This window comes from Segatella copri (genome assembly GCF_026015295.1).
Taxonomy (GTDB): Bacteria; Bacteroidota; Bacteroidia; order Bacteroidales; family Bacteroidaceae; genus Prevotella; species Prevotella copri_C.
Genome location: NZ_JAPDUW010000001.1, coordinates 594,658 through 611,275, shown reverse-complemented (window position 1 = coordinate 611,275; position 16,618 = coordinate 594,658). Strand labels below are relative to the sequence as shown.

Below are 16,618 nucleotides of genomic sequence, written 5' to 3'. Positions count from 1 at the left end.
GATTATTTTTGCTATAGCTTATGAAGATTAACGACGACGTAATCAAGGTTATTATCGAGCAAGCTAAGAAGGATGCGCCCATCGAGAGCTGCGGACTTCTGTTAGGCAAGGATGATGTGGTGACGGAAAGCTACTGGATGGAGAACATCGACCATAGCGAGGAGCATTTTGCCTTTGCTCCGAAAGACCAGTTTGCGGCTCTGAAATACGCCCGAAGCAAGGGTTTGAAGATTCTCGCCAACTGGCACAGTCACCCAGCATCGCCTTCCCGCCCATCGCAGGAAGACCTTCGGCTGGCTAACGATCCCAACATCCGTTATGCCATCCTCTCATTGCTCGACGGAAAGATTCACCTCAATTCATTCAAGGTTCTGAATGGAGAGGTGGTGGATAAGGAAGTTCACTTCGAACAAAACTAAAACGATACAAGAACATGTACAGAATACCTTCTACATTAAATGGAGACTTGGACTATACCCAGTCACTCATCGACCAATTCAAGGCGGGCGAGATTCAGGCAGGTCAGTTGAAGTCGAACCGTGTACCTATGGGCATCTACGAGCAGCGCAAGAACCAGCACTATATGTTGCGTCTTCGTTGTGCCGGCGGTCTGGTCACCCCAGAGCAGCTTGCCAAGATTGCCTTTGTGGGTCACCAGCTCTCCACTTCGCATCTCCACGTTACCACCCGACAGGAGATTCAGATTCACAATGTTGATATCGAAGATGCCATTCCGGCTCTGAAAAAACTGGAAAAGGTGGGCATCTCCAGCGCAGGTGGCGGTGGAAACACCGTAAGAAACATGATGGTGGATGACCGGAGCGGACTCACTGCCGATGAGGAATTCGATGTCTATCCATACGTGGAAGAACTCACCTCCCGACTCATCGCCGAGAAAGATTCGTTCACGATGCCTAGAAAATACAAGGTGGCAATAGATACCAGTGTGGCTACGGCCAACTACTCCTACATCGCCGACCTGGGTCTGCAGGCACGCATCAAGGACGGACAGCGAGGATTCAGAGTGCTCATCGCCGGTAGTGCCGCCAGCAACGCCCACACCGGTTGGGAGGTATTCGACTTCCTTCCAGAGAAGGACCTCTACCGTGCAGCCAAGGCTCTGAAAAACTGGTTCCATAAATACGGAAACAGAAGAAACCGCCACAAGGCACGCATGAGATACGTGTTCTACAAATACGGCACAGAAGAAGCCAAGCGATTGTATCTCGAAGAGTTTGAGGAACTTAAGAAAGATGGTTCAATAGATTTCGAGGCTCCGGCTTTGCCATTGGAACATCACAAGCCCAACTTCCCTGCACTTAAAGCTCCAACCGATTTTGAAACCTGGAAGCGCCGTTACGCCCACAAGCAGACCAATGCCGAGGGTTTGAAAGAGAACCTCTGGTATGCCTACATCCCATTGCGCCACGGCAACAACTCCACGGATTTCTTCGCAGAAGTAGCCGAATACCTGGGCAACTATGGCAACGATGTAATCCGCTTTACCAAGAAAGAGCAGATTCAGGTACGAAATATCCCAGAGGAATATCTCACCAATATCTACGCCTTCTTCAAGAAACTGGGCGTCTATCAGATAGATTATCCTGTGGTGGTTACCAACCTCACCTGCTGTACGGGAGCCGATACCTGCCGCCTCGGCATCTGTTTGCCAAAGGGCGCCATCGACGGTATCGCCAAGCAACTTCTCAATAGCAATCTGAACCTCGATGCCATTCCTGACTTCGAACTCCGCATGAACGGCTGTACCAACATCTGTGCGCTAGCCACCTGGGGAGATTTAGGATTCAGCGGACGTGTAGGACGAGTGGGCGATGACCCATATCCTGCCTACACCATCTGGCTTCCGGTAAAGGGCAAGCACGAGATTGACCTGCAGCAGGGTTATATCACCGCCAAGAAGATTCCGGCATTTGTTGAAGATTATCTCCGTGATGTGATAGCCGAACAAGCCAACTATGCCGATTATTACGACTATGTGGCAAAGAGAGGCGTGAACATCGTGAAGGAACTGATTGCAAAATACAAGGAGGTGGCTCCTTATTCAGAAGAGCCTGATACCTTCTTCGATTTCGGAGATGACGAGAAGTTCTCACTCATCAAATACGGTAAGGCAGAGTGTTCAGCCGGACTCTTCGATATCATCGAAATCGACCAGGATACCATCAGAGAGAAGCGGAAGGAAGTGGAGCTATTGATGGGAAATATCCCGCAAGGCGTTCCGGCAGATTTGCAATCCGACGGCAAGCAAGCAACAAGCAAGATAGAGAAACTTCTCCACGATATCGTTTTCTCCGAGAACCGAATGCTTCTCGTTACCCGTGGTCTAGACCCTCGTACCGATGAAGATGTATATAATGGATTTGAGAAAGAATTCATCGCTGCCGGCATCATCCCTCAGAAGTTCAAGGTATTGACCGATAAGGCAAGAAACAACGAATCATTGATTGAGCAAAAGCCATTGATCGATGAACTCGCTGATTTGCTCAACGATCTCTATCAGAACATGGACGATTCGCTCCAGTTCAAACTTCCTGCAGAAAAGACTCCAGTAGAGCAGGTTGCTGAAGAAAAAAACGCCGAAGAAAAAGCTCCTGCAGAGCAGGTTTCTGAAGAAAAAGCTCCAGCAGAGAAAGCCTCAGCTGCAGAAGAAACAGAAACCATTGTTCCTGATGTAAAGAAGGATTTCCGAGGCGTGATGTGTCCGATGAACTTCGTGAAGACGAAGATTGCTCTCACCCCAATGCAGAGCGGACAGATTCTGGAGATTCTCCTCGACGACGGTGCTCCTATCGAGAACGTACCGGGAAGTGTGAAGAACGAGGGCCACACCATCCTCTCTACCGAGAAAGTAGAAAACTACTGGAAGGTTCTCATCAAAAAGAAATAAAATTCAATCTATGTCTAAATGGACTATCTTCCAATAACGATTAAAATCGTCTCCGCCAACATACTTATCGTTGGCGGAGGGAAGGTAGCGACCCACAAGGCTCAGATTCTCGCCCGTTTCACCGACCAAGCTATGGTGGTGGCACCAGAGATTACAGATGAGCTCAAGGCACTACCCTTCCAAACAAAAGAGAAGGCTTTCGAGCCGAGCGACCTGGATGGCGTGCAACTCCTCTTCGTCTGTACGGGCGACCATGAGTTGAACCATCAGATCAAACAGCTCGCAGCCGAACGGCATATCCTGACCAGTGTCTGCGATGATCCGGCACAGTGTGATTTCATCTCGCCCGCCATCTATCGCAACGACAACCTCACCATTGCCGTGGGAAGCGATTCGAGGGATGTGAAACGAAGCATCCGAGTAAGAAACAGAATAAAAGAGTTGATAGAAAATGATACATTACAAATCGATTGACCAAAGCCAGTTCGCTGAAGGAACCGACATCAAGGAGCAGGAAAGAGTCTTCGATGATTTTCTACAAGATACACTCTTGGAAATACAAGGAAGTCATATCAACAAGACAAACAGAATTCCCCATCATGTTTATATCAGCAACCAGCCCGATGAGGAAGTTCCTTATATCTTCCTGAAGACGTGCAACCGCAGCGAGATATACTACGGCGAAGGCGAAGTTCCCGATGAGGTAGCCCGCCATCTCTTCCGTGTGGTATCGGGCTTGGAATCAGCCATCGTTGGCGAAAGAGCCGTTCAGGGACAGGTAAAGGAAGCATACTATACCGCCAAGGCGCAGCGCCCGTTGACCGCCGAACTCCATCGCCTTTTCCAAAGCGCATTGCAGGTTGGCAAGCGGGTTCGCAATGAAACCGAGATTTCTCATGGTGCCGTATCCCACAGTCTTGCAGCCCTCGAGATTATTGAATCTTTCGGGAATGTAGATTTAAGGAACGCGAGAATCACGATTATCGGTGTCAACAAACTGACTGCCGACATTCTGAAGTTCCTCCAGAACAAAGGAGCCAAGATGGTGTTCCTCGCCAACCGCAGTCAGATCAAGGCACATTACCTTGCCGATCCGCTCGGTATCAAGGTATATACGCTGGATGAGAAGCAGGAGTTCCTGGCACAAACGGATATCCTCATCAGCGCCACCTCAGCCCCTCATCTCATCATCCGCAAGGAAGACATCCCGGAGCAGAAACGCCTGCTCGCCATCGACCTCGCCTTCCCTCGCGACATCGATTCCCGCCTCAGCGAACTCCCCAACGTCCAGCTCTACAACATCAGAGACGTGGAGAAGAAAGTGCGTGAGAACATCGAAGTGAGAGGAGCCGAAGTGGAGAAAGCAGAAGCCATCATCGAAGAAGAGATTCAGGAGATGCAGGAGGCTTTGGAAAGGAGAAAGAAATATATTTCATAATAATTTTATTCATAAACTTAACCGACATTTTTAAAAGATGAATAAAAAGATTAGAGTTATTGCAAGAGGCAGTCGTCTCTCCCGACTGCAAGTAGAGGAGGTTTTCAAGAACTTCCCGGAACTCGCCTACGAGATCAAATACCTGGAATCTTACGGCGACAAGAACCAGCAGATTTCACTCCTGAATGGTGAAGCTCCTGCTGATATCTTTACGAGAGAACTCGACGATGCCATCCGTCAGGGAGATGCCGACATCGCCATCCATTCGGCGAAAGACCTGCCCTATCCTCTGCCTGAGGATATCGAAGTCATCGCCCTCTTCCCTGCTTTCGACACCACCGATTCGCTCGTAAGCAGAGACCACAAGAAACTGGCAGAACTCCCTGCCGGAAGTATCATCGGAACCAGCAGTCCGCTCCGCAAGAAAGGTTTAAACGAATTACGTCCAGACCTGACAATCAAAGGAATACGTGGTTGTATTGAAGAAAGAGTTCAGCAGGTGAAAGATGGCAAATACGATGCTGCCATCGTTGCCACCTGTGCTCTGAAGCGACTCGGCATGGAGGATGAAATCGCCGAAGTGCTTCCTTTCCCAACCCATCCTCTTCAAGGATTCCTTGCCGTCACAGCTAAGAAAGGAAGCCAAGACTTGAAGCAGGCATTCGCTTCTAAGAGCATCCTCGATAAGCAAGGTTCCGTATCCCTCGTCGGCTTTGGTCCCGGCGAACCGGACCTCCTTACCATCAAGGCAGCGAAAGCCATTGATGCCGCCGACATCATCTTCTACGATGACCTCATCGACGATTCCTATCTGGCAGATAAGAAAGCCGAGAAGATCTACGTGGGCAAGCGTGCCGGCTATCATCACAAGGAGCAGGCAGACATCAACCGTCTTCTGCTCGATGCGGCACGAGAGGGAAAGAACGTGGTTCGTCTGAAAGGTGGCGACCCGATGATCTTCGCTCACGGCAGCGAGGAAATCGAATACCTGGAGAGTAATCTGATAAAAGTGAATGTCATCCCAGGCATCACCACAGCCTCAGCCCTTGCCGCATCCCAGAAAATCAGTCTCACCCATCGCGACTTCTCATCAAGCGTTGCCCTGGTCAGCGGTCATACTCCGCAACCCGTAACTCCCGATGCAGAAACCCTGGTATATTATATGGGTGCCAAACAGCTGCAGACCATCGCTACCCAGCTCATCGACAAGGAAGGCTGGGCATTCAATACCCCTGTGCTCCTCACCTACAACGTGAGCCGCCCCGATGAACAGACCTTCGAGACCACCCTCTGGAATCTGAGAAACGGCGAGATGCAGAATCTCCCAACCCCTCTCATCGCCCTCATCGGCTACGTGGCAGGATTGAAGCATCATCAGGCATCAGACATCAAGCCAACCCTCTATACAGGTACACTTCCTGCCATAGAGAAGCGCAAGGCAGATTACACCTATACGCCGCTGATAGAGATTAGTTATCACCCAAGTTATTTTACGAAAATCCTCGAAGATAATTATTGTGAGCATTACGATGGAAAAAGTTTTACCGAGTATTGTGAGTGGGATGAAAGTCAAGCTTTATATTATATCTTTACAAGCCAATATGGCGTTCAAGCAACACTTGATTACTACGATTTGATACTCAAAGAGCAAGAAGAGCATGTGTTTATCTCCATTGGTGACACTACAACAGAGGCTTTACATAAGGCTGGCGTCAAAGATGTTATACAGGTAGAGCAAGACAATCGCTATGGGGTGATAGAATGGTTCAAAAAAGAGAAAGAAAGACTTGATGCTGCAAGACCACAATACGAGCATTCTTATGAATTGTTTGAAAAGATGGATTTAGATAATTATGATCACGAGTTAGCAGACTTCGTGTATCGGTATGAAAATAGATTAGTTTTCTATCCTCATTCATCCCTATCACCAGAAGATATTCCTTTGGCTTTGCAGAAATTAGGTTTCAACGTGCTAAGCGCCGTTGTTTACAACAATGAACTCCCGAAGAATCCGCGCCGTGTGAATCTCAACCATTACAAGCGCATTGTCTTCACATCGCCTTCTACCATCGACAACTTCATCAAGCTGTATGGCAAGTTGCCTGAGAACACCGAGTTCATCACCCGTGGTCCTATCACCCAGGCGCATCTGGAAGAAGTATTGAATAAATAATATAAAACAGACATAGATATGAAAAGATTTAGAGAATTACGTAAAGACCAGGCTACTCGCGACAAGTATGCCGATGTATCATTGAGTGCCGCAGACTTCATCTACCCTTACTTCGTAGTAGAGGGAGAATACCAGAAGGAAGAGATTTCCACCATGCCAGGCATCTATCGCTTCAGCATCGATACCCTTCTGAAGGACATCGAAGAAATCAAGAACCTCGGCATCAACAAGGTGCTCCTCTTCGGAGTGATTCCTGATGAGCAGAAGGATGAACGAGGCAGCGCTGCCTATGCCGATGATGCCCTCATCGCCCGTGCCGTAAAAGCCATCAAGGCTGAGTTTGGCAAGGAAATCATCGTCTTCACCGACGTCTGCCTCTGCGAATACACCAGTCATGGTCATTGCGGACTCCTGCATCATCACGATGTAGATAACGATTCCACCCTCCCATTGCTCGCCGAGGAAGCCTACGTTCATGCCAAGGCTGGTGCCGACTTCGTAGCTCCATCAGCCATGATGGACGGACAGGTAGAAGCCATCAAGAACCGTCTTCGCGAAGGTGGTCTCGACAAGCAATGCAAGGTATTGGCATATTCTGCGAAATACGCCTCAGCCTTCTATGGTCCTTTCAGAGATGCTGCCGATTCAGCTCCAAGTTTCGGAGACAGAAAGAGCTACCAGATGGACTTCCGCACCCACGACCAGGGTCTTGATGAAATTGCAGCCGATATAGAAGAAGGAGCCGACTGGACGATGGTGAAGCCAGCGATGCCATATCTCGACATGATAGCCCGCGGCGTAGAGAAGTTCCCTAACATCCCGATGGTAGCCTATCAGGTAAGTGGCGAGTATTCGATGCTGAAGGCAGCCGCCAAGCTCGGTTATCTGGATGAGAGCCGTGTAGCATTCGAGAGCCTCATCGCCATCAAGCGTGCCGGTGCCCAGTACATCATCACCTATTATGCCAAGGAGATTATTGAAAAAGCAGAAGAATGGCATCTCGAAATAGGATAAAAGGAAAGAGAAAAAGAAAAAGGAAGAAGAAGGAAGAAAGCAGGAGAACCAAGTCCCCCTCTCGTCCCCGTTCCCAGCGATTCCATCGCTGGTCCCCCTCCTAAAAAGAACCAAGAACATGAAAGAAAGAAAGAACTCAGCCGCCGCTTTCGAGCAGGCAAAACAGATAATACCTGGCGGAGTAAATTCGCCAGTAAGAGCTCTGAAGAGCGTAGGAACCACCCCGCTCTTCGTCCGTGACGCCAAGGGTCCATACATCTACGATATCGATGACAACAAGTTTATCGATTTCTGCATGTCATGGGGCGTCTTTATTCTAGGTCACAACAACGACAAGGTGAGCAAGGCAGCATCCGATGCCATCTTCCACGGAAGCAGCTTCGGCATCCCTACCCTTGCCGAAACCACCCTTGCCGAGAAAGTAAGAGAATCCTTCCCATCGATGGAGCGCCTGCGCTTCGTTAACAGCGGAACCGAGGCTACCATGTCAGCCATCCGTGTGGCTCGCGGTTTCACCGGTCGCGACATCCTCGTTAAGTTCGAGGGCTGCTATCATGGTCATGCCGACCATCTTCTGGTAAGCGCCGGATCTGCCGTAGCCAAGCTCAACAATGCATCATCAGCCGGAGTACCAGCCGGTTTCACCCAATACACCGTGGTACTGCCCTACAATGATACCGAGGCTTTGGAGAAGTATTTCGCCGAGAATGGCGACAAGGTAGCTGCGCTCATCATCGAACCGGTAGCCTGCAACATGGGTGTGGTTCCTCCAACCCGTGAGTTTATCGAGGCAACCCGCAAGGTAACCCGGGAGCATGGCGCCATCCTGATCTTCGATGAAGTCATCACCGGTTTCCGTCTCTCTTATGGCGGTGCCCAGAAGCGATTCGGCATCACTCCGGATATGACTACCGTTGGAAAGATAGTTGGTGGCGGCTTCCCTGCCGCAGCCTTCGGAGGTAGAGCCGACATCATGAGCGTTCTGGCTCCAGAAGGTCCAGTTTATCAGGCAGGCACCCTGAGTGGTAACCCAGTAGCAATGGCAGCCGGTTATGAAACCTTGAAGCAGTTGGGCGAACCGGGTGTTTACGAACTCCTGGAAGAGCGCAGCAACCGCTTCCTCTCCCGTCTTGAGAAGATAGTAGAAGGCAAGGGCATCCAGGTGAACCACGTGGGCACGATGTTCACGATGTTCTTCAACGACCAGCCTGTCCGCAACTTCCAGGACACGAAGAAGAGCGACCAGGAACGTTTCGCCCGCTATTTCCGCAACATGCTGGACCGTGGCATCTACGTAAGTCCATCGCAGTTTGAGGGCAACTTCATCTCCCTCTGCCACACCGATGAGATACTCGACTACGTATTGAAGTCGATAGAAGAGAGTATCGAATAAACACATATAACAAAAAGCAAAGTCACAATACCCAGCTCTATCAGCTAGGTATTGTGACTTTTTTTTCAGTACCGTCCCCAAGCCCAACAAAGAACAAAAACCTTGATTATAAGATACTTTATAAAACATTTCTCCCATTTTTCTTGCATGATTCAGATAATAATCGTAAATTTGCAGCAGATAAAATACGCAAGCTTATGAAAGAGAAAAGATATACATTGCCAGAAGAGCAGAAAGATGCAGCTTTCGCAGCAGAGCCTGCACCAGCCTATCACGGAAATGCCGCCATAGCACTTCCCGAGGATGAATGTGCAGAAGAAGATATTGACTGGAACAAGATTCCTGTTGGCTGGCATCCGGCTAATGAAGAAGAAGCCGTGGCTAGGATTGAAGCTATTGAGGCGGAGTATGAAAGGACAGGCATTAGCTATAGTGTAGAAGAGTTTTTCAATAAACTAAACGAAGAACGAACATGGCTAAAGTAACACTACGCAATAGCTTTCTTCAAATTTATAAAGAAACAACCGACTATAGTTATCAAAACTTTGGTCGACTTTGCGTTCAAAGATTTGACGAAAGCTTGCAAGCAATAATAAACAGACTTTGCAAACATCCTCTTTCTTCACCCAGAGAGCCATTGCTTAAGCGATTCCACCGCCCTTACCATAGTGCGATTATCAAGGAGAATTGGAAGATTATCTACCGCTACGATGAAGCCAACGACCTCGTCATTTTCGTAGACTTATGGGATATGAGAAGAAGTCCTAGATATTTGATCAGACAATTCAAAAGAAAACTATAAAGGAAAGAGCTTATGAAGGAGAATACCCCATGGCACTCATGCCATGGGGTATCATTATTATTGGGGGTGAGGCTTTTTAATCAGCCCAAATGCTGCCACTTGCATCGCGATAGTCACTAACCGATCCTTCGCTATAATCCTCTTCCTTTGCTTTCACTATTTCAGAGCCAGCGAGGATAGATGTAGTCTCCATTTGGTAAACATTCAGTTCTGGCTTTATATATTCTTTCTTTTTCATAATTCTCATTTTTTTTATTTGATGATAACTTTCATTGTCTTGCTGCCACGCTTTACGATGTTGATGCCCTTCTGAGGAGCGTTGAGGCGATTGCCCTGCAGGTCGTAGTATATGGCATTGTCGTCTGCAATGGTGTTGAGGCTGTCGATGGCTGTTGTGCTGTCACCGATGGCGATGCTAAACATCTTGGCTCCAGCAGATGATGAAGTGTTGTCTACCATGTAAGCACGGAAAGGCTTGCTGCCCACCTGTGTTGTGCTTGTGTTCTCCAACAACTTGGTAGGGTTCATCAGCTTGTCGCCCTTCACGATGTAGCAATTGTTGTCAGCAACCTTGTCGAACACCTTTTGGGTATAGATGCCCTGGAGCTGATAGTTACCATCAGCAGCAGATACTACCTTTTGCGCAATCTCCTTGTTAGCTTCAGAGATGCTGAGAGTGGTCTCACCGTTGTTCATCTTGATGATAACAGGAGTGCCTGCTGTGATGCTTGTCGTAATCTCTTCGAGCTGAATGGTGCTTGTACTCTCGTTAGCCGAAAGAAGCTTGAAGGCACGGAAGTTCTTATCTGCAAGCGACACCTCGAAAGGCAGACAGAGCGTAGCCCATGCGGTGCCAGCCTTCATTTCGCGGTTGTAAGTAGCTGTTGTAGCTGTGAATGGTTCGTAAGCCACGAAGTCCTTTTCATCGTCAAGAGCAAGACTCGCTGCTGTAAGAGTTTCTCCTGATGCTCCAATCTTTTCGTCGCCATTCTTACCTACCAACTTGCTGAAGTAGCCAGTCTCATAGTTGGCGTAAGTGTCGTCAAACTTGTTTTCATCATAAGCTATTGCGCCTTTGAGCGAGGTGCAGCCATAGAACATGCTTCCTCTTTCTGTTACGTTTGTTGTAACAAATTTATCGCTGACATAAATAGTAGTGAGGGCTGAGCAGAGTATCAACATACCACCCATATCCACTACCTTTGCTGTATTGAAGTTTGTGAGGTCGAGTAAGGTGAGGGCGGAGCAATTAAAGAACATAAAGCTCATATCGGTTACATTACCCGTATTGAAATGAGAAACATCAAGAGAGGTGAGTTTACCACATTCATAGAACATACATGACATATCTGTTACTTTCTTGGTATTGAAGTGAGAAACATCAAGAGAGGTGAGTCCGCTACAACCCAAAAATATGCATGTCATATTTGTTACGTTCTCGGTATTGAAGCTTGAAACATCAAGAGAAGTGAGTCCGCTACATCTATTGAACATGTGTTCCAAATTAGTTACTTTTTGGGTATTAAAGTGAGAAACATCAAGAGAAGTGAGTCCGCGACAATCCATGAACATCCAGCTCATATCGGTTACCTCTTCGGTATTAAGATGCTCAATACCTTCAATTTGAGTCAGCATATCACAACCACTGAACCAATAATAGCAACTCGTAGGACGTGCTTTTGCAAACGAGGCATCGAATACGACCTTCTTGATATTGTTTCTTATTGCAACCCATCCTGGATATGATGGCTTTTCATTCAAATCATAAGCCCCCGCAGGCTTTGCGCCATAACCGAATGTAAGTGTGCTGTTATCTGCATCAAATACAGCATAGGCTTGAAAACCGCCTTTTGGAGTGAAGTAGCCATTCGTGTAGTTGGCGTAGGTGCAGTCGGTCTTGTTGGCATCATAATCTATTGCACCCTTGAGAGCGGTGCAACCATCGAACACGATATTTCCTCTTGTTACATTTGTTGTAATAAATTTGTCACTAACATAGATAGTAGTGAGAGATGAGCAGTCATGGAACATTCCTATAATACTCGTTACTTTCTCAGTATTGAAGTTTGTAAGGTCGAGCGTTTTGAGAGATGAGCAACCTTCGAACATATAGCCCAAATCCGTTACATTCGCAGTATTGAAGTTTGTAAGGTCGAGCGTTTTGAGAGATGAGCAACAATGGAACATTGTGTACATATCTGTTACCTTCGCTGTATTGAAGTTAGAAACGTCGAGAGAGGTAAGAGATGAGCAGCTATTGAACATAACTCCCATATCCGTCACCTTCGCGGTATTGAAGTGAGTAACATCGAGCGAGGCGAGAGCCTTGCAGCCCATGAACATCCAGCTCATATCGGTTACCTCTTCGGTATTAAGATGCTCAATACCTTCAATTTGAGTCAGTTTTTCACAATATCTAAACCAATTATAGCAACTCGTAGGTCTTGCTTTAGCAAACGAGGCAGCAAAGACTACCTTCTTTATATTGGCTGCATGTTTCGCCCACGTAGGGGAATTAGTGCCTTCATTCAAATCATAAGCTCCTTCGGGCTTGAATCCCTTGTAACGGAATGTAAGAGTTTCAGTGGCATTATCAAACTCGGCATACCCACATCCAGGAGTAAAGTAACCATCCGTGCCGCAGTTGGCATAGTTGTGGTTTGTCTTGCTTCTGTCATAGTTTTTGAGTTTTTCGCAGCCAGCGAACATATTAGATCCATTACTTACGTTTGTTGTGACAAATTTGTCGCCAACATAGATGGTTGTAAGATTAGAGCAATCTATGAACATAGCACTCATATCTTTTACGTTCTGAGTATCGAAGTTAGTGAGGTCGAGTGAGGTAAGCTCAGAGCACGTCCAGAACATACAGCACATATCTGTCACGTTCTGAGTATTGAAGTTAGAGAGGTCGAGCGAGCCAATACCTTTACAGGCATTGAACATACCTCTCATACTTGTCACGTTCCGAGTATCGAAGTTAGAGAGGTCGAGCGAGGGAAGATTAGAGTAGCCAGAGAACATCCAGTCCATGTTGGTTACTTTTTCGGTATTAAGATATTCAATACCTTCAATTTGTGCCAAGTTATTAAAAGCCCAGAACCATTTATAACAACTCGTTGGTCTTGCATTAGCAAACGAGGCATCAAAGACTACCTTTTCGATATTGGCTCGTTGTTTCTCCCACGCAGGGGAATTAGTGCCTTCATTCAAGTCATAAGCTCCTTCAGGCTTGGAAGGGCCGTATCTGAATGTAAGTGTTCTTGTGCTTCCGTCAAACACGGCGTAACCCTTATATAAAAGGCTGGCATAACTTACCTCTTGAGTGGCATCCACATCGCTAAAGTATTTGTGGCATACATTACACAGCCAGTGTTCCTTTATCGCATCTGTAGCTTCATGGTGAGTGAGTGTATGCTTCTTTAGCTCATCAGTCTTATATTCTTTTACAGTTGAGTGGCAAATAGAGCATTTGTATGTGGTATAGCCATGCTCGGTGCAAGTAGCTTCTACGTTTTCTATTGGATCGCCAAGTGCAGACGAACCATCAGTATTTGTGTGCGTACAAGTTTGGAGTTTGAGTTCGAATTCGCCTACTTGCAACACGTCTCCGCTTTGAATAGCCGATATTTCCCATTTGAAATATTGATAAGATGTTTTTCCCTTCTCGCAGGTGAAGTCGTAAGAAGTACAGTTCACATCCTGAAGCTTCGTATCGTTGTTCACCTCCTGGATCAGCGTCCAATTGCCATTTTGACCTTCATTGTTACCATAGAGCTTCCACGACTTAGGGTTACGACCATTCCAATTGGAGTTGTCGTTGCCTGTAGTGATAGTGTAGCCCACAGGAATTCCTGCCTTGCTGGCTTTGAAGATGACATAGGCACTGCTATAGAAATTGCAGCACCACTTGGTGGAATTGCCTTCTTTCTTTTGGCCATCAAAGAGTTTATGGTAACTTTCTGCATCAGATATGCCCAAAGGATTACCCTCTAAGGCTGTGAAGGTAACTGTGTTGTCGTAATCTGTCTGCGCCATCATGCGGGTAGGCAGAAGCAACAACGTGAGCAACATCAATGGGAACAGAGCGATCCTTCGGAACCTACCTCCACCATTGTTAATACGGTCGGCATGCGACCCATTGAATTGATTGGTAAATTTTTTCATAAATTAATATTATAATTGTTATTTAAATTTGTCTGCTTATTGTTAAGTTCACTCCAGAAAATACAAGAGGTTTATTAAGAAGATAAATATGGATGCACCCCCCGATGATAATCAAGGCTAACTCTATCCTTGGTATAGTTTCTATATTTCCTTCATGTTGCAAATATAGTGAATTTCTCCGAAAGAGGGTGCAGCTTTCCCCTGTTCAAATCTTTATCAATCTGAAGTTCATTTATCTGCTGGTGCAAAGTTTCCAAATCTATTTTCTTTGCTATATCGGTGTCTCTTAGCCCTATAAATATGCTCCACCGATTCCCTAAGCAGAGAAGATTGTTAGAAACAGGATTGCTATTATAAAATGATGGCGTAGGAATCTTATTACCCTTAGCCTCATCCTTGCCTTTCAGGTACCTCGGAATGGACCACAGCGTCAAGGATAAGAAGCAACAGAAGCCTACGCCAAGCAGGTATATATATGATAGCATAGGGTGTACCCCCTCAGTCGAAGGGGCACACCTATGCCATGTGTATATACACAGTGGGTAGACGCCCACCGCAGTCTCCATCTGAACGCTTATGAAATTTCCGAGGTTTCGAAAGGTCAGAAGAAACGTCAAGCAAACGTCTTCAATTTAAAATAGGCCAAGCCATGGATTTTTATCTAGCCAGCGACTCATCGCCAGCCATTCACAGCAAGACGATTGCAAAAGTACGAAAAAGAATTGGCTTCACAAAATTTTAGGTCTTTTTTCTTGCATATCTCATTTACTTTTCCTATCTTTGCCACCAAATTAATAACAATAACATTAAAAAGAAGGTTATTATGCAAGCAACAAAGAACAATACAAAGGAGGAAAACATCAGAAAGTTTAAACAACTCCTAAAACATAAAGAGGAGATGCTCGAAAGAGCAAAACAATATGATGGCATTGACATTTATGCTAAAACAGAAATCCACTATTAGATGATATCAAAGCTGATTTCGAAAAATCGGCAAATGACTTAAAAGAGAAATAGTTTCTTGCAAATCACAATAAAATAGTTGATGATTTACTTCTTAAACAAATCAGAATGGGTTCCTGTATCAAGTAAACATAGGATTAACTCATCATTATCATACTTCCATACCAAAACCCAATCAGGAAGAATATGACAATCATTCCATCCTTCATAATTTCCATGCAAAGGATGATTCTTATACTTTGCTGGCAATGGTTCTCCTCTCAACAAAATAGACACAACTTCCTCGAACAAGGACTTGTCGTATCCTCGTTTGATACATTTCCTGTACGATTTTTTAAACCTCCCAGAAAGCTGTAACTTATACATAACTAAGCCTCCAGATAGTTCATCATATCCTCCAAAGTATCGAAGTTTTTGACATTTCCCTCCTTTACATCAAGAATTGCCTTATCTAACTCTGACATTTTAGAGTTAGACTTCACTTTGCTAGCAACCCATCCCATTCTTTTAGCCAATTCTTTCAAAAATTGCATATCGGAACTAGGAAGTTGCAAATTTATTGTTTGTAATGTTGCATCCATAACACTATCATTTTAATAACACCGCAAAAGTAATAAAAAGAATTGGGATTTGCAAGAAAATCGGAAAGTTTCTTGCAAATCCCAATAAAATAGTATAAAAACTCATTTTTATTTATTCTTTTCTCTTTACCCAAACCTTATGGCTGCCACGGCCTAGTGAATCTATCGGCGAAGATTTATCACAGGTCAGCTCCTTCAGTTCCATAGAGGCGGCAGTACGGCTCAGGTTGTTGATGGAGGCATAATCGCCTAGGGTGAGGACTCCGTTCTTCTCTATCACCTCCAGGGCTCGGGCGATGCGCTCTTCCTTGGAATAGAGCTGCTTGCGGATAACCTTTACACCACCCATATCACGCTCCAGGTCACGGTCGGTTTCACGCTTCACCTCCTTGATAAACTCAGGAGACGCCTTGAAGTTGATGTCCTTCACGCCCACCTTGCGATACGTCATCTTATCATCTGGATTCAGAATTTCCCTAGGCTTCTCATCCTCGAAAGCGAGGGAGAGGGAGAAGGTGCCGAAACCTTCCAGATTCACGTTGTAACCCATGGAGAGCATGTCTGTCAGCATATCAACCACATCGGTCAATACAGCCTCCGTGGTACTTTCCGAAATACCGCGATGGTAGTTCTGCATCATCTTGACGAACTCTTTTCGGGATAGTGTACGGTTGGTCACCATCTTGGGATAAACTCTGCGCTTGCCATCATAGCGCATATCCCCCATTTCCTGCAATTTGTACTTAGCCATATCAGTTTCCTTTCCTACTTTAGTTTATTAGTATTTCTAATTGCAACAGCCTTTACATCCTATAGTATTTATTGTTATACTTAAGAAGAAAAGACCACAAACCTAGGAAGAAAAGTATTTAATCCTAGGAGAAATCTCCGTTCATAGACACTGAACCGACATTCAAAGTCTATGAACCGCCGTTCAAAGACACTGAACGGACATTCAATGTTTATGAACGAAGATTTCTACCTTGCAAAGATACAACTTTATCAGATATAAAACAAGACTTTTCCTGAATATCTTTACTTTTCCGGCCATAATTCTTCGTTTTTTGAGCTTATTTCTTTGCGTATCCCAAATAATTGTGTTAACTTTGTAGTCAGATTGCAAGCCAAAGGTCAAAGGATTGCAAACCAAAGGTTAAAGGTTTGTAAGCCAAAGACAAA

The 16,618-nt window shown here is 45.8% G+C and carries 14 protein-coding genes; 9 read left to right on the top strand and 5 right to left on the bottom strand.

Translation table 11 applies throughout. From position 1 onward, the window contains the following. Nucleotides 1–20 precede the first annotated feature (20 nt). The 9 genes from ONT18_RS02425 to ONT18_RS02385 all read left to right on the top strand — a co-directional run bounded on the left by ONT18_RS02425 (nt 21) and on the right by ONT18_RS02385 (nt 9,728). Nucleotides 21–419 (top strand): M67 family metallopeptidase, encoded by a 399-nt coding sequence (locus ONT18_RS02425; protein WP_264903865.1) that lies wholly within the window; start codon nt 21–23, stop codon nt 417–419. Nucleotides 420–433: 14 nt separating this feature from the next. After that, complete coding sequence (locus ONT18_RS02420) at nt 434–2,908, top strand: sulfurtransferase TusA family protein (protein ID WP_264903864.1); 2,475 nt, start codon at nt 434–436, stop codon at nt 2,906–2,908. A gap of 18 nt (nt 2,909–2,926) precedes the next feature. Then, entirely contained in the window at nt 2,927–3,382 is a 456-nt protein-coding gene (locus ONT18_RS02415; RefSeq protein WP_264903863.1) for a precorrin-2 dehydrogenase/sirohydrochlorin ferrochelatase family protein, read from the top strand. Then, nucleotides 3,360–4,346, top strand: a complete 987-nt coding sequence (hemA, locus tag ONT18_RS02410) for a glutamyl-tRNA reductase (RefSeq protein ID WP_264903862.1) — start codon at nt 3,360–3,362, stop codon at nt 4,344–4,346. Before ONT18_RS02415 ends, hemA begins: the two co-directional genes overlap by 23 nt. Nucleotides 4,347–4,383: 37 nt before the next feature. Next, nucleotides 4,384–6,519 (top strand): uroporphyrinogen-III C-methyltransferase, encoded by a 2,136-nt coding sequence (gene cobA, locus ONT18_RS02405; protein ID WP_264903861.1) that lies wholly within the window; start codon nt 4,384–4,386, stop codon nt 6,517–6,519. Between the two features lie 18 nt (nt 6,520–6,537). Beyond that, nucleotides 6,538–7,533: a porphobilinogen synthase gene (hemB, locus tag ONT18_RS02400; protein ID WP_264903860.1), complete on the top strand. Its 996-nt coding sequence runs from the start codon at nt 6,538–6,540 to the stop codon at nt 7,531–7,533. Nucleotides 7,534–7,651: 118 nt separating this feature from the next. After that, a complete protein-coding gene (gene hemL / locus ONT18_RS02395; protein ID WP_153113603.1) occupies nt 7,652–8,926 on the top strand; it encodes a glutamate-1-semialdehyde 2,1-aminomutase in 1,275 nt (424 codons plus the stop codon). 197 nt (nt 8,927–9,123) lie between these two features. Continuing rightward, on the top strand, nt 9,124–9,411 hold the full coding sequence (locus ONT18_RS02390) for a hypothetical protein (RefSeq protein ID WP_153079509.1): 288 nt from the start codon (nt 9,124–9,126) through the stop codon (nt 9,409–9,411). Continuing rightward, nucleotides 9,399–9,728, top strand: coding sequence for a type II toxin-antitoxin system RelE/ParE family toxin (locus ONT18_RS02385; protein ID WP_119236508.1), 330 nt, complete (start codon nt 9,399–9,401; stop codon nt 9,726–9,728). Before ONT18_RS02390 ends, ONT18_RS02385 begins: the two co-directional genes overlap by 13 nt. A 76-nt stretch (nt 9,729–9,804) precedes the next feature. Here ONT18_RS02385 and ONT18_RS02380 read toward each other — a convergent pair whose 3' ends face one another. The 5 genes from ONT18_RS02380 to ONT18_RS02360 all read right to left on the bottom strand — a co-directional run bounded on the left by ONT18_RS02380 (nt 9,805) and on the right by ONT18_RS02360 (nt 16,190). Further along, nucleotides 9,805–9,966: a hypothetical protein gene (locus tag ONT18_RS02380; protein ID WP_264903859.1), complete on the bottom strand. Its 162-nt coding sequence runs from the start codon at nt 9,964–9,966 to the stop codon at nt 9,805–9,807. Between the two features lie 14 nt (nt 9,967–9,980). Next, nucleotides 9,981–13,895, bottom strand: a complete 3,915-nt coding sequence (locus tag ONT18_RS02375; RefSeq protein WP_264903858.1) for a BspA family leucine-rich repeat surface protein — start codon at nt 13,893–13,895, stop codon at nt 9,981–9,983. A 1,050-nt stretch (nt 13,896–14,945) separates the two neighbouring features. After that, nucleotides 14,946–15,224, bottom strand: a complete 279-nt coding sequence (locus ONT18_RS02370; protein ID WP_217314059.1) for a type II toxin-antitoxin system YafQ family toxin — start codon at nt 15,222–15,224, stop codon at nt 14,946–14,948. A gap of 2 nt (nt 15,225–15,226) precedes the next feature. After that, nucleotides 15,227–15,439, bottom strand: coding sequence for a hypothetical protein (locus ONT18_RS02365; protein WP_217314058.1), 213 nt, complete (start codon nt 15,437–15,439; stop codon nt 15,227–15,229). Between the two features lie 112 nt (nt 15,440–15,551). Next, nucleotides 15,552–16,190, bottom strand: a complete 639-nt coding sequence (locus ONT18_RS02360) for an HU family DNA-binding protein (protein ID WP_264903857.1) — start codon at nt 16,188–16,190, stop codon at nt 15,552–15,554. Nucleotides 16,191–16,618 lie beyond the last annotated feature (428 nt).

Coding starts and splice junctions, on each gene's coding strand:
- ONT18_RS02360 (WP_264903857.1), bottom strand. CDS start 16,190: ATGGCTAAGTACAAATTGCAGGAAATGGGGGATATGCGCTATGATGGC.
- ONT18_RS02375 (WP_264903858.1), bottom strand. CDS start 13,895: ATGAAAAAATTTACCAATCAATTCAATGGGTCGCATGCCGACCGTATT.
- hemA (WP_264903862.1), top strand. CDS start 3,360: ATGATACATTACAAATCGATTGACCAAAGCCAGTTCGCTGAAGGAACC.
- ONT18_RS02370 (WP_217314059.1), bottom strand. CDS start 15,224: ATGTATAAGTTACAGCTTTCTGGGAGGTTTAAAAAATCGTACAGGAAA.
- ONT18_RS02380 (WP_264903859.1), bottom strand. CDS start 9,966: ATGAAAAAGAAAGAATATATAAAGCCAGAACTGAATGTTTACCAAATG.
- ONT18_RS02365 (WP_217314058.1), bottom strand. CDS start 15,439: ATGGATGCAACATTACAAACAATAAATTTGCAACTTCCTAGTTCCGAT.
- ONT18_RS02385 (WP_119236508.1), top strand. CDS start 9,399: ATGGCTAAAGTAACACTACGCAATAGCTTTCTTCAAATTTATAAAGAA.
- ONT18_RS02415 (WP_264903863.1), top strand. CDS start 2,927: ATGGACTATCTTCCAATAACGATTAAAATCGTCTCCGCCAACATACTT.
- cobA (WP_264903861.1), top strand. CDS start 4,384: ATGAATAAAAAGATTAGAGTTATTGCAAGAGGCAGTCGTCTCTCCCGA.
- ONT18_RS02420 (WP_264903864.1), top strand. CDS start 434: ATGTACAGAATACCTTCTACATTAAATGGAGACTTGGACTATACCCAG.
- hemB (WP_264903860.1), top strand. CDS start 6,538: ATGAAAAGATTTAGAGAATTACGTAAAGACCAGGCTACTCGCGACAAG.
- ONT18_RS02390 (WP_153079509.1), top strand. CDS start 9,124: ATGAAAGAGAAAAGATATACATTGCCAGAAGAGCAGAAAGATGCAGCT.
- ONT18_RS02425 (WP_264903865.1), top strand. CDS start 21: ATGAAGATTAACGACGACGTAATCAAGGTTATTATCGAGCAAGCTAAG.
- hemL (WP_153113603.1), top strand. CDS start 7,652: ATGAAAGAAAGAAAGAACTCAGCCGCCGCTTTCGAGCAGGCAAAACAG.